22 protein-coding genes are annotated in these 20,912 nt (G+C 67.0%); all 22 read right to left on the bottom strand.

Features of this window, described 5'->3' with window-relative positions; translation table 11 throughout:
• Nucleotides 1-20 precede the first annotated feature (20 nt).
• Nucleotides 21-1,196 carry a prolipoprotein diacylglyceryl transferase gene (locus ACOZ9V_RS09990; RefSeq protein WP_434589632.1) on the bottom strand — a complete coding sequence of 392 codons (1,176 nt, stop codon included), beginning with the start codon at nucleotides 1,194-1,196 and terminating at the stop codon, nucleotides 21-23.
• Nucleotides 1,193-1,984, bottom strand: a complete 792-nt coding sequence (gene trpA, locus ACOZ9V_RS09995; RefSeq protein ID WP_172169670.1) for a tryptophan synthase subunit alpha — start codon at nucleotides 1,982-1,984, stop codon at nucleotides 1,193-1,195. The genes ACOZ9V_RS09990 and trpA overlap by 4 nt, the downstream gene beginning before the upstream one ends.
• Nucleotides 1,981-3,195, bottom strand: a complete 1,215-nt coding sequence (gene trpB, locus ACOZ9V_RS10000) for a tryptophan synthase subunit beta (protein ID WP_172169672.1) — start codon at nucleotides 3,193-3,195, stop codon at nucleotides 1,981-1,983. Before trpB ends, trpA begins: the two co-directional genes overlap by 4 nt.
• A gap of 127 nt (nucleotides 3,196-3,322) precedes the next feature.
• A complete protein-coding gene (trpC, locus tag ACOZ9V_RS10005) occupies nucleotides 3,323-4,120 on the bottom strand; it encodes an indole-3-glycerol phosphate synthase TrpC (protein ID WP_172169674.1) in 798 nt (265 codons plus the stop codon).
• Nucleotides 4,117-4,386: an HGxxPAAW family protein gene (locus ACOZ9V_RS10010; RefSeq protein ID WP_139467314.1), complete on the bottom strand. Its 270-nt coding sequence runs from the start codon at nucleotides 4,384-4,386 to the stop codon at nucleotides 4,117-4,119. Before ACOZ9V_RS10010 ends, trpC begins: the two co-directional genes overlap by 4 nt.
• A gap of 96 nt (nucleotides 4,387-4,482) precedes the next feature.
• Entirely contained in the window at nucleotides 4,483-5,031 is a 549-nt protein-coding gene (locus ACOZ9V_RS10015) for a Trp biosynthesis-associated membrane protein (RefSeq protein WP_139908096.1), read from the bottom strand.
• 4 nt (nucleotides 5,032-5,035) lie between these two features.
• On the bottom strand, nucleotides 5,036-6,676 hold the full coding sequence (gene trpE, locus ACOZ9V_RS10020; protein WP_434589638.1) for an anthranilate synthase component I: 1,641 nt from the start codon (nucleotides 6,674-6,676) through the stop codon (nucleotides 5,036-5,038).
• Complete coding sequence (gene hisI / locus ACOZ9V_RS10025) at nucleotides 6,579-6,935, bottom strand: phosphoribosyl-AMP cyclohydrolase (protein WP_434589640.1); 357 nt, start codon at nucleotides 6,933-6,935, stop codon at nucleotides 6,579-6,581. Before hisI ends, trpE begins: the two co-directional genes overlap by 98 nt.
• The gene (hisF, locus tag ACOZ9V_RS10030) at nucleotides 6,932-7,696 is read right to left on the bottom strand and encodes an imidazole glycerol phosphate synthase subunit HisF (RefSeq protein ID WP_434589643.1); all 765 of its coding nucleotides are present in this window, start codon (nucleotides 7,694-7,696) and stop codon (nucleotides 6,932-6,934) included. The genes hisI and hisF overlap by 4 nt, the downstream gene beginning before the upstream one ends.
• Nucleotides 7,697-7,705: 9 nt before the next feature.
• Nucleotides 7,706-9,208 (bottom strand): carboxyl transferase domain-containing protein, encoded by a 1,503-nt coding sequence (locus ACOZ9V_RS10035; protein WP_434589646.1) that lies wholly within the window; start codon nucleotides 9,206-9,208, stop codon nucleotides 7,706-7,708.
• A gap of 11 nt (nucleotides 9,209-9,219) precedes the next feature.
• A complete protein-coding gene (locus ACOZ9V_RS10040; RefSeq protein WP_139467320.1) occupies nucleotides 9,220-10,419 on the bottom strand; it encodes a CaiB/BaiF CoA transferase family protein in 1,200 nt (399 codons plus the stop codon).
• A 2-nt stretch (nucleotides 10,420-10,421) separates the two neighbouring features.
• On the bottom strand, nucleotides 10,422-10,856 hold the full coding sequence (locus ACOZ9V_RS10045) for a PH domain-containing protein (RefSeq protein WP_248283847.1): 435 nt from the start codon (nucleotides 10,854-10,856) through the stop codon (nucleotides 10,422-10,424).
• A gap of 7 nt (nucleotides 10,857-10,863) precedes the next feature.
• Nucleotides 10,864-11,703 (bottom strand): ATP phosphoribosyltransferase, encoded by an 840-nt coding sequence (gene hisG / locus ACOZ9V_RS10050; protein ID WP_434589651.1) that lies wholly within the window; start codon nucleotides 11,701-11,703, stop codon nucleotides 10,864-10,866.
• Between the two features lie 53 nt (nucleotides 11,704-11,756).
• Complete coding sequence (locus ACOZ9V_RS10055; RefSeq protein WP_101544371.1) at nucleotides 11,757-12,020, bottom strand: phosphoribosyl-ATP diphosphatase; 264 nt, start codon at nucleotides 12,018-12,020, stop codon at nucleotides 11,757-11,759.
• Nucleotides 12,021-12,118: 98 nt separating this feature from the next.
• Nucleotides 12,119-12,784, bottom strand: a complete 666-nt coding sequence (locus ACOZ9V_RS10060) for a nicotinamide mononucleotide transporter family protein (protein WP_139908102.1) — start codon at nucleotides 12,782-12,784, stop codon at nucleotides 12,119-12,121.
• A gap of 50 nt (nucleotides 12,785-12,834) precedes the next feature.
• Nucleotides 12,835-13,497, bottom strand: coding sequence for a ribulose-phosphate 3-epimerase (gene rpe / locus ACOZ9V_RS10065; RefSeq protein ID WP_139467323.1), 663 nt, complete (start codon nucleotides 13,495-13,497; stop codon nucleotides 12,835-12,837).
• Nucleotides 13,498-13,500: 3 nt separating this feature from the next.
• A complete protein-coding gene (locus ACOZ9V_RS10070) occupies nucleotides 13,501-15,054 on the bottom strand; it encodes an RsmB/NOP family class I SAM-dependent RNA methyltransferase (protein ID WP_434589656.1) in 1,554 nt (517 codons plus the stop codon).
• A 5-nt stretch (nucleotides 15,055-15,059) separates the two neighbouring features.
• Nucleotides 15,060-15,992 (bottom strand): methionyl-tRNA formyltransferase, encoded by a 933-nt coding sequence (locus ACOZ9V_RS10075; protein ID WP_139467325.1) that lies wholly within the window; start codon nucleotides 15,990-15,992, stop codon nucleotides 15,060-15,062.
• Nucleotides 15,993-16,021: 29 nt separating this feature from the next.
• Nucleotides 16,022-18,076: a primosomal protein N' gene (locus tag ACOZ9V_RS10080; protein ID WP_139467326.1), complete on the bottom strand. Its 2,055-nt coding sequence runs from the start codon at nucleotides 18,074-18,076 to the stop codon at nucleotides 16,022-16,024.
• A 12-nt stretch (nucleotides 18,077-18,088) separates the two neighbouring features.
• Nucleotides 18,089-19,294 carry a methionine adenosyltransferase gene (metK, locus tag ACOZ9V_RS10085; RefSeq protein WP_139467327.1) on the bottom strand — a complete coding sequence of 402 codons (1,206 nt, stop codon included), beginning with the start codon at nucleotides 19,292-19,294 and terminating at the stop codon, nucleotides 18,089-18,091.
• Nucleotides 19,291-20,571 carry a bifunctional phosphopantothenoylcysteine decarboxylase/phosphopantothenate--cysteine ligase CoaBC gene (gene coaBC, locus ACOZ9V_RS10090; RefSeq protein ID WP_434589661.1) on the bottom strand — a complete coding sequence of 427 codons (1,281 nt, stop codon included), beginning with the start codon at nucleotides 20,569-20,571 and terminating at the stop codon, nucleotides 19,291-19,293. Before coaBC ends, metK begins: the two co-directional genes overlap by 4 nt.
• Nucleotides 20,568-20,903, bottom strand: a complete 336-nt coding sequence (rpoZ, locus tag ACOZ9V_RS10095) for a DNA-directed RNA polymerase subunit omega (protein ID WP_228281215.1) — start codon at nucleotides 20,901-20,903, stop codon at nucleotides 20,568-20,570. Before rpoZ ends, coaBC begins: the two co-directional genes overlap by 4 nt.
• Between the last annotated feature and the right edge of the window lie 9 nt (nucleotides 20,904-20,912).

The following is a 20,912-nucleotide window of genomic DNA, read 5'->3' on the forward strand; positions in this document are numbered from 1 at the left end:
AAAAGGAACGAAGTGCGAACCTATTTGTCTTGAGTATCGGACGTTCGAGGCTCTACGTCGTGCGCTGCGGGGGCTGACTTCCCGCGCACATCCGGCACGATCGAGATCGCCGAGGTGACCGCCCCGAAGAATCCGAAGCTGTGGCGACCGCTGAGATCGATTCCGGATTCGTCCTCGGGCTCCGAGTCGTCCGGGTCGGCGCCAGTCGTGGTGCTGTCCCCTGTCGCAGACGCCGCATCGTCGACGTCTGCACGGCTCGCAGAAGCATCGGCAGTCAAGTCGGAAGCCGAGGCGGGGGACGCTGTCACGGTCGAGCGCCGTGATGTCGGTGCCCCGCCTCCGTCGTGACCGTGCTGATCGTCCGGATCGGCCACCCGCGCTACCGAAGGCAACGGGGCTCCGGAGGCGGCGGCCGCCTCGGCGATATTGGGTGCATTGATCTCAAAGGTGTGCTTTCCGCGGCGATGGCGGCGCAGCAGGGTCCGGGACCCGTGCATGTAGACACCGGTCTCATAGGTGCGGTGACGCAGTCGGGAGACGATGAGCCAGCCGAGGCCGATGAGCAGGGCGAGGATGGCCGTCCACACGTTGAACGGCAGTCCGAACAGCAGGCGCGCGTCCTCGGCCGCGGGGGTGCCGATCCGCAGGGCCTCGAGCAGAATGCGGCCGAGGCCGAACAGGCACAGATACAGAGCGAAGACCTGTCCGTAGCCGAGCCGGAGGCGTTTGGACACGATGATGAGCACAACACAGGCGATGAGGTTCCACGCCGATTCGGTGAGCACCGTGACCAGTTCGAGGCGACCGTCGAACCAATCGCTGAAGGCTCCGGCGACGTGGCCGAGGATGAGCCCCGGTGCGACCGAGTCGAGCAGCGGTCGGAACCTGATGCCTTGGATACGGGTGAGCACCCAGACGGAGAGGAAGCCGAGGATGGTGGCTCCCCAGAAGCTGAATCCGCCGTCCCAGACCGCCAGCGCCCGCAGCGGGCTGCCGTCGGGGCCGAAGTAGGTGTCCGGCGCCGAGAGCAGATGTCCGAGACGTCCGCCGATGATTGCCGCAGGCAGACCGACGACCGTGATGGCCCACAGGTCTCCCTTATGGCCGCCGCGGGCGCGCCATTGGATGCCTGTCATCCACAGCGCGAGTCCGATGCCGAGGACGGTGAAGACGACCCATGCCGGGCTGAAGCTCATGCACACCCTTCTGCGAGCTCGGCGGCGAGTCGACCGACTCCGGCCACTCCTTCGGAGTTCAGCGCCCGAACGAGGGCGGAGCCGACGATGACGCCATCGGCATATTCGGCGACCTCGGCCGCCTGTTCGCGGTTCGACACGCCGAGCCCGACGCAGGCGCGTTCGGCTCCGGCTTCCTTCAGCCGGGCGACGAGATCGCGCGCATGGTTGTCGACTTCGGAGCGGACGCCGGTGACACCCATGGTCGAGGCGGCGTAGACGAATCCGGAGCTGTGCTCGACGATGCGGGCCAGGCGCTCCGGCGTCGACGAGGGTGCGGCGAGGAAGATGCGGTCGAGGTGGTACTTCTCGGAAGCTGCCAGCCACGGTGCCGCCTCATCGGGGATGAGGTCGGGAGTGACGATTCCGCCGCCTCCGGCCGAGGCCAGGTCGCGGGCGAAGCTGTCGACGCCGTACTGGAGCACGAGGTTCCAGTAGCTCATGACGACGGCGGTGCCGCCGGCTTCGGCGATGGCTTCGACTGCGGTGAAGACATCGGAGGTGCGCACACCGTTGTCCAGTGCCGCCTCACCGGCGCGCTGGATGACGGGTCCGTCCATTCCGGGGTCGGAGTACGGCAGACCGACCTCGATGATGTCGACGCCGTTGCGGACGAGTTCGACCATCGCCTCTGTCGAACCGGCCACGGTCGGGAAGCCGACGGGCAGGTAGGCGATGAGTGCGGCCTTGCGGCCCGCCTCGGCGACGGCGTCGAGGGTGGTTCCTGTGCGTGGACCTGAGTGCGTCATACCTGCACCGCTCCTTCGTCGATGTAGTCGAACCATTTCGCGGCGGTCGTCATATCCTTGTCGCCACGGCCGGAGAGATTGACCAGCAGGACCGCGTCGGGTCCGAGCTCACGGCCGATGCGCATGGCTCCGGCCAGGGCGTGAGCGGATTCGATGGCGGGGATGATGCCCTCCGTGCGGGAGAGCAGTCGCATGGCCTCCATCGCCTCCTCATCGACGACGGGTTCGTACGTCACGCGCCCGGTGTCGTGGAGGTGGGAGTGCTCGGGGCCGACCGATGGGTAGTCGAGTCCGGCGGAGACCGAGTGGGAGGCCTGCGTCTGACCGTCGTCATCCTGGAGGATGTAGGTGGCGGAGCCGTGGAGGACACCGGGGCGTCCGCCGGAGAACCGGGCGGCGTGATGGCCGGAGTCGACTCCTTCGCCGCCGGCTTCGAAGCCGAAGATCTTCACGTCCGCATCGCCGAGGAAGGCGGCGAAGAGTCCCATCGCGTTCGATCCGCCGCCGACGCAGGCGCAGACGGCGTCGGGCAGGCGACCGGCCATGTCCTGGATCTGTTCGCGGGCTTCGACCCCGATGACGTTCTGGAAGGAGCGGACCATCGCCGGGAACGGGTGAGGACCGGCGACCGTGCCGATGACATAGTGGGTGTCATCGACGTTGGCCACCCAGTCGCGCATGGCTTCGTTCATCGCGTCCTTGAGAGTGCGGGTGCCGTTGGTCACGGCGTTGACCGTGGCTCCGAGCAGACGCATGCGTGCGACATTGAGGGCCTGGCGCTGAGTGTCCTCCTCGCCCATGTAGACCACGCAGGACATGTCGAGCAGGGCCGCGGCGGTCGCCGTGGCGACTCCGTGCTGTCCGGCTCCGGTCTCGGCGATGAGACGGGTCTTGCCCATCCGCTTGGCCAGCAGAGCCTGCGCCAGGGCGTTGTTGATCTTGTGGCTGCCCGTGTGGTTGAGGTCTTCGCGTTTGAGGAACACTCGGGCGCCGCCGCAGTGCTCGGCGAAGCGAGTGGCCTCGGTGAGCAGAGAGGGCCGGCCGATGTAGCTGCGCTGCAGAGTGAGGAGTTCGTCGGTGAAGGCCGGATCCACCTGGGATTTGCGCCAGGTCTCTTCGATCTCGTCGAGTGCCGGGATCAGCGCTTCGGGGATGAACCTGCCTCCGAACTCGCCGAAGTACGGTCCGGTCTCCTCGCTCAAATCGGTCATTGCGGTCCTTCTCGATCTCCTCGTGGCGCCGGCCTGTGGGGCGGAGAGACTCCGCCTCACCGGACGCCGGAATGGGTGCAGTGTCAGCCCATCGTCGGCCACGTGCAGCGGCCGACGCGGGCAGGGTTCAGGATACGGACAGGGAGCGGCGTTCCCGGCCGAGTGCGGTGTACTCCTCGACTGCGGCCTGCGGACGGCCGCCGGTGACGAGGGCTTCGCCGACGAGCACGAGATCGGCTCCGGAGTCCGCGTACTTCGACACCTCTGCGGCTCCGGCGACGCCGGACTCGGCCACGAGGGTGCAGCCGGCGGGAGCGAGTTCGGCCAGGGGCGCGAACCGGTCGGTGTCGACGCTGAGATCCTTGAGGTTGCGGGTGTTCACGCCGATGAGTTCGGCACCGAGTTCCGTCGCGGTCTCCAGCTCTTCGCGATTGTGGGTCTCGACGAGCGCCGTCATCCCCAGTTCCGTGGCCAGGGCATGGAACTCGCCCAGCTGCACGGGATCGAGTGCTGCGACGATGAGCAGAACGATGTCCGCGCCATGAGCGCGGGCCTCGTGGAACTGATATTCGTCGACCATGAAGTCCTTGCGCAGGACCGGGATGTCCACGGCCGCGCGCACCGAGTCGAGGTCGGCGAGACTGCCGTTGAAGCGGCGGGATTCCGTGAGCACGCTGATGGCCCGGGCTCCCCCGGCGGCGTACAGACCGGCGAGCGTGCCCGGGTCGGGGATCTCGGCGAGGTCACCGCGGGAGGGTGACTTCCGTTTGACTTCGGCGATGACGCCGAAGTCGGCGGACAGGTCGAAGGGGCGGACCGGTTCGGCCGCCGCGGCCCGCGCGGTGATCTCGCTCAGCGGTACCTCGTTCCGGCGTGCCTGCAGATCTTCCCGCACGCCGGAGATGATGTCGATGAGGACTGTCATTTCTTCTTCGGCTTGTTGCCCAGTCCGATGGCGCGCAGGATCAGGCCGACGACGACGCCGAGGGCGACGATGCCGATGGAGATGTAGGTGATCGTGGGGTTGTGGATCGTGAATCCCACACAGCCGACCGTGACGCCGATGAGCATGATGACGACTCCGGTCCATCCCGCCACCGAGTTGCCGTGACCGGGATCGGCGATCGCTGCGTAGTCGATCGTGGATTTGTCGAGATCTGCGGCTCCGTTGCGGGCGAGGGACTGCGACATGGCGCTCCTTTGTGTGAGTGCGTGACACGCGTGTGGAATCTTTCCTCCATTGTGTCACGCTTCTTCGGCTGACCGGACACCGACCCGGTCACAAGGTCATTTCGAATCCGGCTCGGTGTCCGGGTCGGTCGACGTTTCGTCGTCGGGTGCGTCTTCGACGTCTTCTCCGCGAGACAGTGCGTCCCAGGTCGCGGCGGAATCGAATTCCCCGGAGGCGGATTCGGCGGTGCGGGCGTAGCGGTTGGAGTTCGTCCACCCGTTCGAGGTGACGGCGACCCAGACGATGCCGATGACGCCGATGCCTGCGGCCACTGCGGCGATGATCGCCCAGGAAGTGGCTCCCGGCGCCGAGGCGGCGCTCAGTGCAGTGATCCCGTAGCCGATTCCGGCGATGCCGGCCAGTCCCAGGACGACGAAGCGGCCGATCCGCCCGAGCATTGCGGCGAGCAGTCCCGAGACCGCGATGATCGCCACACACGCGGTGGCCACGGGTGAGGTCTGGGAGCTCGGATCCTCGGTGACCTTCGCCACTCCGCTGGGTCCGAGCGTGTCGCCTCCCGCACCGGCCTGCCAGGCGGAGATGGTCAGCGCCCACAGGGCAGCGGCGATGACGAGGATGATGAGGACTCCGCGTGATTTCGTCATGGCCTCACCTCTGATTTCCCTCCGCCGCATCCAATGCGTCGGCCGCGGCGGCGGCACGCAGCACTGCTGCGGCCTTGTTCTCGGATTCCTGGTACTCGGTCTCGGGTACGGAGTCGGCGACGAGTCCGCCTCCGGCGTAGACGCTCATCGTGCCGTTCCGGAGCACCCCGGTGCGGATGGCGATGGCGAGGTCGAGGTCGCCGGTGAAGGACATATAGCCGACCACTCCCCCGTAGATTCCACGTCCGACGGGTTCGAGTTCGTCGATGATCTGCAGCGCCCGGGGTTTGGGCGCACCCGACAGCGTGCCGGCGGGGAACGTCGCCCGCAGCACATCGATGGCGGTGGTTCCGGGTTCGAGTTCGCCGCGCACGGTCGAGCTGATGTGCATGATGTGGCTGTAGCGGACGATGTCCATGAACTCGCTGACGTCGATGGTTCCGGCCGCGCAGACCTTCGCCAGGTCGTTGCGGGCGAGGTCAACGAGCATGAGGTGCTCGGCTCGTTCCTTCTCATCGGCCAGGAGCTCTCGGGCCAGGGAGTCATCGGCTTCCGGTGTGGCCCCGCGGGGGCGGGAACCGGCGATCGGGTGGGTGACCACCTCTCCCGACCGGACGGTCACGAGCGCTTCGGGTGAGGAGCCGATGATGCTCACCGGTTCCCCTCCGTCGTCATGGAGGTTGAGCAGATACATGAAGGGGCTCGGGTTCGCATGCCGCAGCATCCGGTACACGCTCAGCGCATCAGCCTCGCACGGTGTGTCGAAGCGCTGGCCGATGACGACCTGGAAGATCTCACCGTCGACGATCTTCTGCTTCGCCGTCTCCACACCGTCGAGGTACACCTGCGGCTGGGTGCGGGTGGACACCTCGGGGTCGGTCTTCCGGGGGCGCAGGACATCTGCCGGGCTGGGCTGCTGCAGACGCTCGCACATCGCGGCGATGCGGGCGACTCCCGAGGCGTGGGCGTCGTCGATGCCGGTATCGGCGCCGTTGACGTTGAATACGTTGGCCACGAGGGTGACCATTCCCGAATAGTGGTCGAAGACGGCGATGTCGCCGGGGATCATCAGCTGCACTGTCGGCAGGTGGTGTTCGTTGGGCCGCGGCGGCCCGAGCTTCTCGAAGCGACGGACGATGTCCCAACCGAAGTAGCCGACGAAGCTGGAGACCATGGGCGGCAGCTCCGATTCCGCTTCGGCCACGGCGAGGAGGTCGAGAGTGGCGGTGACCGCGTCGAGGACGTCGCCGTCGGTGGGGACACCGACCGGAGGGGTGCCGGTCCAGTGCAATCCGTCTGCGGTCGAGATGAGGGTGGCCACGGGCGCCGAGCCGATGAAGGAGTACCTGGCCCAGGATCCGGCGACGGCGGATTCGAAGAGGAAGCTGCCCGGTCCGCCGTCGGTGAGTTTGCGGTAGAGGCTCAGCGGGGTCTCCGAGTCCGCAAGCACCTGGGTGTGGACCGGCACCAGGCGATGGTCGGCGCCGAGGGCGCGGAACTCGTCGAGGCTGGGTCGGATCGGCAGGTCGGTGGGGTTCGCCGCTGGGTCAGTCGACACTGATGGTCCTTCCGGTGAAGCAGGTCGGGGTGTTCGTATGGCAGGCGGGTCCGGTCTGGTCGACGAGCATGAGCAGGGCGTCGGCATCACAGTCGAGACTGAGCGAGCGGACGTGCTGGACATGACCCGAGGTCTCCCCCTTCACCCAGTATTCCTGCCGGGAGCGGGACCAGTAGGTGGCCCGCTTCGTCTCCAGTGTGCGGGAGACGGCTTCGACGTCCATCCACGCGAGCATGAGCACCTCTGCGCTCGTGGCCTCTTGGACGATGACAGGGATGAGCCCGTCGTCGTTCGTTCGGATGATCTCCCGCCAGTTCTCCGGAGTCGCGTCGATGTCCCTGCTCATCGGACGTCGATTCCCTCCGCGCGCAGGGCGTCCTTGACCACGGCGATGCTCAGAGTGCCGAAGTGGAAGACGCTGGCAGCCAACAGGGCGTCGGCTCCGGCTTCCACTGCCGGAGCGAAGTGTTCGACCTTTCCGGCGCCGCCCGAGGCGATGAGCGGTACGTCGACGGCGGCGCGGGCGGCGCGGATGAGTTCGAGGTCGAACCCCTCACGTGTGCCATCGGCGTCGATGGAGTTGAGCAGGATCTCGCCGACCCCGCGGTCGGCGGCTTCCCGGATCCAGTCGATGGCGCAGCGGCCGGTGCCTTCGCGGCCGCCTCGAGTGGTGACCTCGAAGCCGGATTCCGTGCTCGCGCCCTGTGCGCGCCGTGCGTCGAGGGAGAGGACGAGGACCTGGTTGCCGAAGTGTCGGGAGATCTCGCTGATGAGTTCCGGGTTCTTCACCGCCGAGGTGTTGACCGAGACCTTGTCGGCTCCGTCGCGCAGCAGCCGGTCGACGTCGGCGACGCTGCGGATCCCTCCGCCGACGGTGAGCGGGATGAAGACCTCTTCGGCGCAGGCGCGGACGACGTCGTGGACGGTCTCCCGGTCACCGCTGCTGGCCGTGACATCGAGGAAAGTGAGTTCGTCGGCTCCGGACTCGCCGTAGCGGCGGGCGAGCTCGACGGGGTCGCCGGCGTCCCTGAGGTCGGCGAACTTCACTCCCTTGACGACGCGTCCGCCGTCCACGTCCAGACAGGGGATGACTCTGACAGCTACCACGCAGTCCTCCTAGATTCCCAGGCCCCGGTAGCGATCCATTCGGCGGGCCAGGCGCCTGGCCGAAGGTTCGCGCATGAGCGAGATGAGTTCGTATTCGAGTGTCTCACCGACCCTGGCGACGAAGTCGAGCGGTTCGTCGCTGGCGTCGGAATGTTCGGCGATGATTCGGTCGACGACTCCGTTGGCCTGCAGCATGGGAGCGTGCACGCCCTGGCTCTGAGCCATCTCGGCGGCTCTCTCGGTCGTGCGGTGCACGATCGCCGAGGCGCCTTCGGGCGGCAGGGGCGAGAGCCAGCCGTGTTCGGCGCTGAGCACCCGATCGGTCGGGATGAGGGCCAGTGCTCCGCCCCCGGATCCCTCACCGAGGATGAGCGAGACGGACGGAGCGTCGAGGTTGGCGAGGTCGGCGAGGCTGCGGGCGATCTCGCCGGCGATGCCGCCTTCTTCGGCTTCCTTCGACAGAGCCGCGCCGGGGGTGTCGATGACGGTCACGAGCGGCAGGTGCAGCTCCGCGGCCAATCGCATTCCGCGTCTGGCCTCACGCAGGGCCGCCGGGCCCATCGGGTCGCGGGAGTCCTGCCGGAATCGGTCCTGGCCGAGGACGATGCACGGTGCGGAACCGAACTTCGCCAGGGCCAGCAGCAGTCCGGGGTCCTTCTCCCCTTCGCCTGTGCCGTTGAGCGGCAGCACGGTGTTCGCTGCGGTGCGCAGCAGATCACGGACCCCGGGTCGTTCGGGGCGACGCGAGCTGGTGATCGCGGCCCAGGCATCGGAGTTCGGGTCGACGCTGTCCGGGGCCGTGTCCGGGTCCGGCACCGAGCTGGGAACCTCCTTGGCGCCCATGAGCACGTCGAGGACGCGGGAGACCGTGCCGGCGATGCGTTCGGGTCCGATGACGGCGTCGACGATGCCCATCTTGTGCAGGTTCTCCCCGGTCTGCACGTTCTCCGGAAACTTCTCTCCGTAGATGGCCTCGAATACTCGAGGGCCCAGGAATCCGATGAGGGATCCGGGTTCGGCCACGGTGACGTGCCCCAGCGATCCCCAGGAGGCGAAGACTCCTCCGGTGGTGGGATGGCGCAGGTAGACGAGGTAGGGCAGTCCGGCCTTGCGATGGGCGATGACGGCGTTCGTGATCTTCACCATCGACAGGAAGGCGATGGTGCCCTCCTGCATGCGGGTGCCGCCCGAGGCGGGACCGGCCAGCAGGGGCAGCCCTTCGAGGGTCGCACGTTCGATGGCATCGACGAGGCGTTCGGCCGCGGCCACGCCGATCGACCCGGCGAGGAAGCGGAATTCGCCGGCGATCACGGCCACGCGACGGCCGGCGATGGTGCCTTCGCCGGTGATGATGGATTCGTCGACTCCGGACTTCTGCGCCGCGGCTTCGAGTTCAGCAGCGTAGGCGTCAGAGATCCCGCCGGCGGGCTGGACGGGAGTGGTGTCCCAGGACAGATAGGATCCTTCGTCGAGGACGATGTCGACGAGCTCGAGTGCGTTGAGACGCGTCATGGCGATTCCGTTCAGTTTCCGTCGGCGAGCCACGCCACGATGGATTCCGCGTCTTCGTCGAGCAGCGGCGGGGCATCGTGAGCGGTGCGGGTGGTTTCGACCTCACCGGAGGAATCGGCGTCGAAGAAGCGCAGCGGCGGTCCGGGCAGATCGATGTCGCCGAGCACGGGGTGGTCGACCGAGACCTTGAGTCCCTGGCTGAGTGCCTGCTCCCACTGGTAGACCTCGGGCAGGGTGCGCACCGTGCCGGACGGGATTCCCGCCTCGGTGAGCCTGTTCAGCAGATCGGCTGCGGCGTAGGCAGAGAAGCGGTCTTCGATGAGTTCGATGACGGCGGCGCGGTTGTCCACGCGCTCGGAGTTGACGGCCATGCCCTCGGTGGCGGGATCGATGTCGAAGGCAGTGCAGAACTTCTGCCACAGGTTCTCGTTGCCCACGGAGATCTGCACGGCACCGTCGCGGCAGTTGAAGAGTCCGTAGGGCGACAGCGAAGGGTGGTGGTTGCCGCCGGGCTGCGGTTCCTGACCGGCGACCGTGGCCCGGGTGCCCTGGAAGGCGTGGACGCCGACCATTCCCGCGATGAGCGAGGTGCGCACGACCTTGCCCTTGCCGGTGCGTTCGCGTTCGAGCAGGGCCGCCAGCACGCCGTATGAGCCGTAGATTCCGGCCAGCAGGTCAGCGATCGGCACTCCCACGCGCTGCATATCATCGGGTCCCGAGCCGGTCAGCGACATCAGCCCGGCTTCGCCCTGGGCGATCTGGTCATAGCCGGCGCGGGAGGCTTCCGGACCGTCGTGGCCGAATCCGGTGATGGACAGGATGACCAGGCGCGGGTTGATCTCCATGCAGCGGGCGGTGGAGAAGCCGAGTCGGTCGAGGACACCGGAGCGGAAGTTCTCGATGAGAACATCGGCGCGTGCGATGAGTCCGGTCAGGGTGTCCTTGCCCGTGTCGGATTTGAGGTCGAGGGCGATGGATTCCTTGTTGCGGTTGCACGAGAAGAAGTAGGTGGCCTGAGGATTGTCCGCAGGCCCGACGAAGGGAGGTCCCCACGACCGCGAATCATCGCCCTTGCCGGGGTTCTCGACCTTGATCACCCGTGCACCGAGATCGCCGAACATCATTCCTGCATGAGGGCCGGCCAGGGCACGAGAGAGATCGACGACGGTGTATCCGGTCAGGGGGCCTGCCTCGGGTGTCTCGTTCGCCATTCCTAATCCTCCTTGAAGTGGGTGCGTCTCTTGATGAGCATACGCAATCGTGCGACCTCCGCATGGGCGCGGCGACCGTCTGCGTGCTGGATCGCCATCACCGCGCAGGTGGTGCCGTCCGTGAGGTCCAACAGGGGCCACGGATCATCGCCCTCGGGTGAGAACGTCACACCGAGGATCTGTCCCCAGTCGAGCCGACGGGTGCGCACCATGTTCTTGACCACCAGACCGTCCTCGGTGGGCCGGGCCTGGATATCGGAGATGCGCAGCAGGGCGGCTCCGAAGAGAATGCCCAGCAGGTTCATCCATATCATGTCGAGCACTGTCCACGGTTCCCAGTCCACGACGAAAAGCGCCACGGACAGGACCGCGAACCCAACGGTCACGGCAACGGCACCGACGATGCTGACGACGCGCACCTGTCGGGGCCGGAACACGGCCAGATCAGATTCGGCAGGCGCCAATGTTCGTCACCAGAATCGCACGCGCCCCGACTCCGTAGAGCCGGTCCATGACGTTGTTGACTTCCTTCGCTTCGACCATGACGCGCACAGCGACCCACCCGGTCTCCTGCAGCGGGGACACGGTCGGGGATTCGAGCCCCGGGGTCAGCGAGATCGCCTCGGGAACCAGGCGCTGTTCGATGTTGTAGTCGACGAGCACATACTGGCGGGCGACCAGGACCGATTCGAGGCGGCGTTTGAGCACGCCGATGCGGGATTCGGCTCCGGCGCGCTGGATGAGCACACCTTCTGATTCGAGCAGCGGCTCGCCGAAGGTTTCGAGTCCCGCGGCGCGCAGCGTGGAGCCGGTCTCGACGACATCGGCGATGGCGTCGGCGACTCCGAGCTGGATGGAGACCTCGATCGCCCCGTCGAGCTGCACCGTGGCTGCCGCGATTCCGCGTCGCTGCAGGTCGGCATCCACGAGGTTCGGGAAGCTCGTGGCGATGCGGGCACCGGCCAGCTGCTCGGCCGAGGTGAACGAGCCGGCGGTGCCGGCGTAGAAGAAGCGCGAGGCACCGAATCCGAGTCCGAGCACCTCTTCGGCTTCGGCCTGTGACTCCAGCAGCAGGTCACGGCCGGTGATTCCGGCGTCGAGGATTCCGGAGCCGACGTAGATGGCGATGTCGCGGGGACGCAGGTAGAAGAATTCGACTCCGTTGACCTCGTCCTGATGGACCAGGGTCTTGGTTCCGCGTCGAGTGGAGTATCCGGCCTCACTGAGCATGTCGGAGGCGGCTTCGGACAGTGCGCCCTTGTTGGGCACGGCTACACGCAGCATGGGGTCCCTTTGGAGTTCGATGGCGTCGGGTCGGTCAGGTTCGTGGGAGGGTCTTACAGGTGGGTGTTGACGTCGTCGAGGGTCAGCCCCTTGGCGATCATCATCACCTGTACGTGGTAGAGCAGCTGCGAGATCTCCTCGGCGAGCTCTTCCTTGGTTTCGTATTCGGCGGCCATCCATACTTCGGCGGCCTCTTCCACGACCTTCTTGCCGATCGCATGGACTCCGGCGTCGAGTTCGGCCACGGTCTTCGAACCGGTGGGGCGATCGAGGGATTTCTGCTGGAGTTCGGCGTAGAGAGTCTCAAAGGTCTTCACTTCTCCAGCCTAATGCATCTGCATCGGCCGCAGCATTCGGGGTCTCATGTTCTAGAACGCGGCGGGCCGGGTCTCACTGGTGCTGCCGGCGGCTGACCTCAGTCCTCGGGGTCGCGGCCGATGTCGGTGGCCGGACGGTGAGGCGCAGAGATCGTCTGGCGTGACCGTTTCGACCAGTCGATGAGTCCGAGGATGACCATGACGAGGAAGAACAGGTACACGGCTCCGGAGAAGACGAGTCCGCCGGAGATCGCCAGCGGGATGCCGACGAGGTCGACGGCGAGCCAGACGAACCAGAATTCGACGATGGCTCGGCCCTGGGCGTACATGGCCACGATCGAACCGATGAAGATATAGGCGTCGGGGTAGGGGTTCCAGGACCATCCGCCCAGGGCGAGGACCCAGCCGAAGACTCCGGTGCCGATGACGAGAGCTCCGAGCAGGATCGCCCGTTCCTTCCAGCTCGCCCAGCGGACGAGGACTTCACCGGCGGCGGCCTTGGACTTCTTCCATTGCGTCCATCCCCAGACCGCGGCGACGATGATGACGACCTGCCGAGAGGCGTTGCCGCCGAGGCCGGCGGAGAGGCTTGCGGAGAAGAGGAGGATGGAGCCGAGGATCTGCACCGGCCAGGACAGGATGTTCCGGCGCAGCGCCAGGACGACCGTGGCCAGCGCACAGATGTTGCCGAACAGGTCGGAGTACGGCACAGGCTTTCCCAGCAGTTCGAATGCCGGGGTGTTCAACCAGTCGAACAGGTCCATCGCAGGCTCTCTTCAGGTGTGGGCCGTAAGCATAGTTCGGCCCGGTTCGGTCAGTGGGTGTGTGCGGCGGCGAGGGTGCGCAGTTCGCTGATGGCGGCTGCCGCATCGTCGGCTCCGTAGACGGCGGAGCCGGCGACGAGGACGTCGGCGCCGGCGTCGACGACACGGTCGATCGTCGCCGCGGAGACTCCCCCGTCGACCTGCAGCTTGATCTCGAGTCCGGAAGCAGAGATCGCTTCGCGGGTCCGCGTGATCTTCGGCAGGCACACGTCGAGGAACTTCTGACCGCCGAATCCGGGTTCGACAGTCATGATGAGGATCTGGTCGAATTCGCCGAGGAGGTCGATGAAGGGTTCGATCGGGGTGGCCGGTTTGAGGGCGAGGCTGGCCTTGGCCCCGAGACGGCGCAGTTCCCGGGCGAGACGGACGGGGGCGGCAGCCGCCTCGGCGTGGAAGGTCACCGAGGCGCAGCCGATCTCCGCGTACACGGGAGCGTTGCGGTCGGCGTCGGCGATCATGAGGTGGGCGTCGAGCGGGATCGGTGAGATCGCCTGGATGCGTTCGACGACGGGCGGGCCGAAGGTGAGGTTCGGCACGAAATGGTTGTCCATGACGTCGATATGGGCCATATCGGCGGTGCTGATCTTCGTAAGCTCACCGCGCAGATCGGAGAAGTCCGAGGACAGGATGGAGGGGTTGATGTCGATCGACATGGGTCATTTCGCCTTTCGCAGGAGAGCCAGGAACATTCCGTCGCTGTTGTGGACATGGGGCCAGAGCTGGGCGTATCGCCCGCCTTCCCGGGTCACCGACGCGAACGACTCCGCCTCGGTGCCGGTGATCGCCGACAGCGCGGCCGGGGTGTCGAGGACCTCGATGTCCGCGCTTCCCGACTTGGCTCGCAGGCGCAGAACCTCGTCGACGATGAGCACGGTTTCGGCGTAGTGCGGTGAGCACGTCGAGTAGGCGACCACTCCCCCGGGCGCGCAGGCATCGAGGGCAGCGGCGAACAGTTCGCGCTGCAGTCCGGTCAGGGAGGTGATGTCTTCGGGCCGTCTGCGGTAGCGGGCTTCGGGACGGCGGCGCAGGGCACCGAGTCCGGAGCAGGGTACGTCGACGAGGATCTTCGAGTAGGGTCCGCGGGCGTCGCGTCCGTCGCGGACGGCGGCGATGACGTTGGTCAGCGCCTTGGTGGAGTCGCGGACGAGGTCGACACGGTGCTCGCTGGAGTCGAAGGCCTCCAATGTCGTCGATTCGCCGGCGGCTCTGGCTGCGAGGACGGCGGCCTTGCCGCCGGGTCCGGCGCACAGGTCGGCCCAGGTTCCGGTGGGTGCGTCGATATCGGCCAAAGCGAGGGCCACAAGCGCGGAACCTTCGTCCTGGACGCGGGCACGTCCGTCGGCCACAGCTGCCACGTCCCGGGGAACCGCGGTCTCCAGGGTGACGCCGATCGGTGACAGCGGGGTGGGTTCACCCGGCAGTTCGGCGCGGTCGATGAGTCCGGGCAGGGCGGTCACTCCGACCTTTGCGGGTGCGTTGTCGGCTTCGAGGAGAGCTTCGAGCTCGGCGGCATCGCGGCCATGTCCCTTGAGCGCCTGGTTCAATGCCCGGACGACCCATTCGGGATGGGAGTGTTCGATCGCCAGTCGGGTGGTCTCGTCGGCCTCGGCGGTGACGCGGTCGAGCCACTCGGTGGGTTCGGCTTCCGAGATACGGCGGAGCACGGCATTGACGAATCCGGCGGTCTTCGCCGCCGATCGTTTGACCACGGCCACGGTTTCGGACAGTGCAGCATGGTTGGGCACCCGCATCGACAGCAGCTGGTGGGCGCCGAGCCGCATTGCGGCCAGGGGTTCGGGATCGATCTTGTCGACGGCTCGGGACGAGGAGATTTCGATGACCGCATCGTAGAACTTCTGCCGACGCAGGGTTCCGTAGGTGAGCTCGGTGGTGAAGGCAGCGTCCTGAGCGCCCATACGGGTGCGGGAGAGTTTGGCCGGCAGCAGCAGGTTCGCGTAGGCGTCTTTCGTCGCCACGTCGAGGAGGACTTCCCAGGCGATGCGCCGCGGCAGGTTCTTACCCGCTCGTTCGCCCTGCGATGCTCCGCGGTCCTGACGTGGGCGGTCGCGACCCTGACGTCCGTGATCGCTGCGTCCGCGGCCGTGGCCGGCGCGTCGGTCGGTGTCTCGGGGGCCGCCTCGGCGCTGCCCGTGATTGCCGTCGTTTCCGCGGCTGCCGCCTCGGCGGTCTCTGCCTGCTGACTCAGCCATTGCTCTTATGCTTGCCTCTCGGTATAGGGGTCGAAGGTCACGTCTCCGCGGCCGCGCAGGAAGTCGGCCGTGGCCATCCGGGCCTTGCCGAAGGGCTGGATCTGCTCGACCCGGACCCAGCCGTCACCGCAGCGCAGCACCGGTTGCTGCTGCCAGGTGGTCAATTCGCCGACGGCCCCAGGGGTTGTCACTTCGGATGCGGGTGAGAGTCCGAAGAGCTTCGTCCTCTTTCCGTCGAGTTCCACCCATGGTCCCGGTGCGGGACTGGTTCCGCGGGCCCTGTCGATGACCCGGGCGGCCGGAGCGGACAGGTCGAGGTGGGCGTCGGTGACGGTGATCTTCTCCGCATGGCTGGACTCGCCGGTCTGCGGGGTCGGGGCGGCGGTGCCGGCGGCGAGATCGTCGAAGGCGGCGACGAGTTCGGGGGCCCCGCGGCGTGCATAGTCCTCAAGAGCCTCGGCGACGTCCGCGTGGTCGAGCGGCAGTTCGAGTCGGCGCAGCACGGGGCCGGTGTCCATGCCTTCGTCGATGCGGAACACGCTGATCCCACTCGTGGTCTCGCCGCCTATGAGTGCGCGTTGGACGGGGGCGGCTCCGCGGTAGGCCGGCAGCAGTGAGAAATGGAGGTTGAACCAGCCGAGTCGGGCGATGGCCAGTGCGGCGGGTCCGGCGATGGCGCCGAAGGCGACGACGGCGACGGCGTCGACATCGAGTGCCTGCAGCTGGGAGATGACGTCGCCGCGCAGACGACCGGCTTCGATGACGGGCAGTCCGAGTTCGAGAGCGCGGGTCTTCACCGGTGACGGGGTGAGGACTCTCTTCCGTCCGACGGGCGCATCGGGTCGGGTGAGCACCGCACGGATGCGGTGGCTCGATTCGGCAAAGGCCTCGAGGGCGGGAACTGCGACATCAGGGGTGCCGGCGAAGACGATATCCACGACTTGGATTCTACTGGTTCGCCGCGCCGTCACAGCGACCGGGGATCGTCGATGCGCACGCGCACCTGCCGTTGCTTCTTCGCGGACCGGGAGGCGATGATCTCGGCCGCTCTCGTTCCGACGCGGTCTCCGGCGGAGAACGGGTAGGCGCTGACGCTGCGCTGTCCGTCCTCGGCGTCCTCACGCAGGAGTTCCTCGACCTCGCCGATCTGTTCGAGCACCTCGTCGATGTCGGCGCCTGCTCCCGTGAGTTCGAGGATCCGTCGGTAGGGCGGGAAGCCGAGTGCCTTCCGGTCGCTCAGCTGTCGTGACATGAAGGTCGTGGGGTCGAAGGCGGTCAGGGTCTGCCGGATGAGTTCGTCTTCGTCGCCGAGGTAGACGGCTCCTCCGTCATCGCGGGAACGCACGAGTGAGGCGGCTCGCAGTCGACGTGCCACGCTTTCGTCGATCGAGCGCATCCAGGGTCCCGGCCACAGCGAGTCCAAGAGGATCGCCGCGGCGTAACCGCCGAGCACATAGGGTTCGGCTCCGGTGGTGGCGACCACGAGTCGCGGGGTCTCGTCGAGGGCAGTGGAGATGTGGTCGCCTCCGGATTCGACGATCTCGATATCGGGCAGCGCCCGGGCAAGCTCTTCGACGGTGCGGGCCCGGCCGCGCACGATCGATCGCACACGGTTCGAATGGCAGCGCAGGCAGCTGAACGTCTCCGAGTGAAAGCCGCAGGACCGGCAGGCGAAGGGACCGACTTCCGACTGTGTGGTCAGCGTCGCCTGACATTGCGGGCAGCGGGCGACTTCCTGGCAGCGGGCACAGGCGAAGACAGGATAGTAGCCGGAGCGCGGCACCTGCACGAGCACCGGACCGGGCACTCCGCCGTCCCGGGGACGCGGACGCAGCGCCGTTCGCATGATCTGCCAGGCGCGGCTGGGAATGCGCTGCCAGGCGAAGGGGTCCCGGTCCTCATCGGGGACGAAGACGACGGGGGCGGCATGCCGCCTGGCCGGACCGACCGGTGTGACGTCGGCCAGCCAGCCGATCTCGACGAGGCGCTGCACTTCGGCGCTGCGGTCGGTGGAGACGAAGAGCAGCTCGGTGTCCTCGATCGTCGACCGCAGCAGGCAGACCTCCCGGGCGTGCGGGTACGGGGCGTGCTGATCGAGGTAGTTGAGGTTCGCGTCATCGGTGCAGATGATGAGTCCGAGGTCCGCGACGGGAGCGAAGGCCGCCGCCCGCGTGCCGATCGTGATCCGCGTGTGTCCGAGCAGTCCGCGCAGCCAGGCCTGCCACCGCAGCTCCGGTGACTGGTCGGCACTGAGCACCGAGACCTCCGCGACCCCAGCGTGGGTGAGAGTCGAATGGAGCACGGCGAGTTCACGATGATCGGGCACGAGCCAGAGCACGGACCGGCCGGCTTCGAGACTCGCCCGTGCGGCATCGAGTCCGGCACGGATCCAGCTGAGACCCGGCGTCGGCCCGGGTGTGCACGCCACGGCTCTGCGCCGAGGCGGGCCCGAGACGTTGTCGACCGTGGGTTCCGTCCCCGCCGCGAGAACCCATTCGCCGAGGCGGCCGAGCAGCTGCGGATCATCCGCCGGCCCGTCGTTCGGTCCGGTCGCTGGGTCCGCGGCGTCCGCATCGGCCTGTGCGGCCGACTGACCCGCCTTCTCCGCCTTGAGCACTGCTTTCTCGCCACGGGCATGACGCGGTGGGATGGCCAGGCGCAGCACATCGGCGAGGGTGCCGCCGTAGCGACGGGCGACGGCTTCGCTCAAGGCGAGCAGATCCGCACTCAGCACCTGAATGGGACCGCTGATGCGTTGGATCGTCGCCAGCGGACCGAAGTGGTCCGAGCTCTCGACACGTTCGAGCAGATAGCCGTCGCGCAGCTTTCCAGCGAACTTCACCCGCACCCGCACTCCGGGCAGGGCAGCCTCGGCGAGCTTCTCCGGCACCGCGTAGTCGAAGGTCCGCGCCAGGTGCGGGACGGGATGGTCGATGAGCACTCGGGCGACCGGTTCGATCGGGGCCAGGGGAACCTGGCCCTCGGCCGAGGTGCCGGTGTCGATCGGGAGGGGTTCGTCCACGCCGACGGCAGACTAGCTGGAGGACACGGCGCGCAGCAGATCCTCGGCGCGGTCCGTGACCTCCCAGGTGAAATCGGGCAGCTCACGGCCGAAGTGGCCGTAGGTCGAGGTCTGCGAGTAGATCGGGCGCAGCAGGTCGAGTTCCTGGATGATCATCGCAGGGCGGAGGTCGAAGACCTCGCGGATGGCAGCCGAGATGGCCGCCGGGTCCGCCTTCTCCGTACCGAAGGTCTCGACGTAGAGCCCCATCGGATCGACTCGGCCGATCGCATAGGACACCTGCACCTCGGCACGGTCTGCCAGACCGGCGGCGACGACGTTCTTCGCCACCCAGCGCATAGCGTAAGCCGCCGAACGGTCGACCTTCGATGGGTCCTTGCCGGAGAACGCACCGCCACCGTGACGGGAGAACCCGCCGTAGGTGTCGACGATGATCTTCCGTCCGGTCAGACCGGCATCGCCCATCGGCCCGCCCGTCACGAAGGGGCCGGCAGGGTTGATGTGGATGTTCGCGCCCGAGGTGTCGAGACCGGAATCGGCGATCACCGGATCGATGACGAGTTCCTTGATCTCCGTGTGCAGCTGAGACTGGCTGGTCTCCGCCGAGTGCTGGGTGGAGACGACGACGTTCTCGATCGACACTGCCTCATCGCCGTCATAGCCCAGCGTCAGCTGGGTCTTCCCATCGGGGCGCAGGTAGTCGAGCCGACCGGACTTGCGCACCGCGGAGAGCTGCTCGGCCATCCGGGAGGCCAAGTGGATGGGCAGCGGCATGAGCACATCGGTGGAGTTGTCGGCATAGCCGAACATCAGTCCCTGATCTCCGGCGCCGAGGCTGGTGCCGTGGTCGGAGGATTCGACGGCCTCGCGGAAGTCCAGCGGATTCGTCACACCGGAGTGGATGTCCGTGGACTGGCTTCCAATGGACACTGAGACTCCGCAGGAGTGTCCGTCGAAGCCGGTGTCCGAGGAGTCATAGCCGATGCCCGTGATGAGGCTGCGCACGATTCCGGCGACGTCGGCGTAGGCGGCCGTATTCACCTCACCGGCGACGTGGACGAGGCCGGTGGTGACCATGGTCTCCACGGCCACTTTGGCGTTGGGGTCCTGCCGGAGCAGGTCGTCGAGCACCGCATCGCTGATCTGGTCGCAGATCTTGTCGGGATGTCCCTCGGTGACGGACTCGGATGAGAAGAAACGCAGATTTGTGTGTGTCACGTTGTCGATTCTACGTGGGTGATTCGGTCGGAGACGGCCGCGATGACCTTTTGTGAAACATGGTCCTTCGACCCGTGGAATTCCTCACCGACGACGATCTCGCCGCGGTCGGCGGAGATGATCTGGACCATGGTCTCATCGTGGCCGAAGGCGCGGTCGTCGGAGACGTCGTTAAAGACGAGAAGGTCGACGCCCTTGCGCTGGAACTTGGCTCGAGCGTAGTCGAGGGCTGCGGTGGCGGCGTCCCCGGTCTCGGCGGCGAATCCGACGATGATCTGATGGCGGAGGCTGGACTGACGGCTGCGCTCGTCGACGAGTCCGCGGAGGATGTCCGGGTTCTGCACGAGACGCAGAGTCAGACCGTCGTCTCCGGACTTCTTCATCTTCGAGTCCGTCGTCTCGGCCGGCCGGTAGTCGGCGACGGCAGCGGCCATGATGATGGCATCAGCCCACACCTGGGCCGAATGCATCGCCGACTGCAGCTCAAGAGTGGATTCGACCGGAGTGATCGTGATGCCCGCAGGCAGTCCCGTCAGCAGACCGGTGTCGATGTTCGCGGCGACGAGTTCGACTGATGCGCCCGCGGCATGGGCGGCCTTGGCCAGCGCGATGCCCTGTTTGCCTGAGGAGCGGTTGCCGAGGAAGCGCACGGGGTCGAGTGCTTCCCGCGTGCCGCCGGCGCTGATCACGATGCGACGACCGGACAGAGCACCGCTGGGGTCAGTGGACGCATCTGCCGAGTCGCCGGCGGTGCCGTCCTTGACCGAGAGCGCGAAGTCGACGATCGCTTCGGGTTCGGGCAGTCGTCCGGGACCGGAATCGGGGCCGGCGAGGCGTCCGACAGCAGGGTCGAGGACATGGACGCCGCGGGAGCGCAGGGTCGCGATGTTGGCGACTGTGGCGGGGTTGAGCCACATCTCCGTGTGCATGGCCGGGGCCACGACCACCTCGGCGGTCGTGGTGAGCACGGAGGCGGTGAGCAGATCATCGGCTCGTCCGGCGGCGATCTTCGCGATCAGATCGGCGGTCGCCGGGGCGATGATGACGAGTTCGGCTTCCTGGCCGATGCGGACGTGATTGACGGTGTCGATCTCGTCGAAGACATCGGTGGTCACGGTCTGGCCGGACAGTGCCTCGAGAGTGGGGGCACCGATGAATTTCAGTGCGTTGGCCGTCGGAACGACCTTGACGCTGTGGTCGAGTTCCCGGAGTCGCCGGATGATGTGTGCCGCTTTGTAGGCGGCGATCCCACCGGCGACGCCGAGTACGATTCTCACTGGTCGCTGAAGTCGATCGCGCCGTCGTTGCTCACAGGAGCGGTGGCTTCGGCCTCGGGTGCGGCCTGGATGAAGTCGGCTTCGGAGACCTCGCGGGCGACGATCTTCGACTCGTTGACCTCACGCAGAGCGATCGACAGAGGCTTCTCGTTGGTGCCCGGCGTGACGAGCGGACCGACGTTCTCGAGCAGTCCCTCCTGCAGCTGGGCGTAGTACGAGTTGATCTGACGGGCGCGCTTTGCCGCGATCGAGACCAGTTCGTACTTCGAACCGGTGACGTTGAGCAGATCGTCGATCGGAGGGTTGGTGATGCCTTCAGGCTGTGCGGGCAAGGAGATTCC

It is taken from the genome of Brevibacterium sp. 1718 (genome assembly GCF_051131255.1).
Taxonomy (GTDB): domain Bacteria; phylum Actinomycetota; class Actinomycetes; order Actinomycetales; family Brevibacteriaceae; genus Brevibacterium; species Brevibacterium sediminis.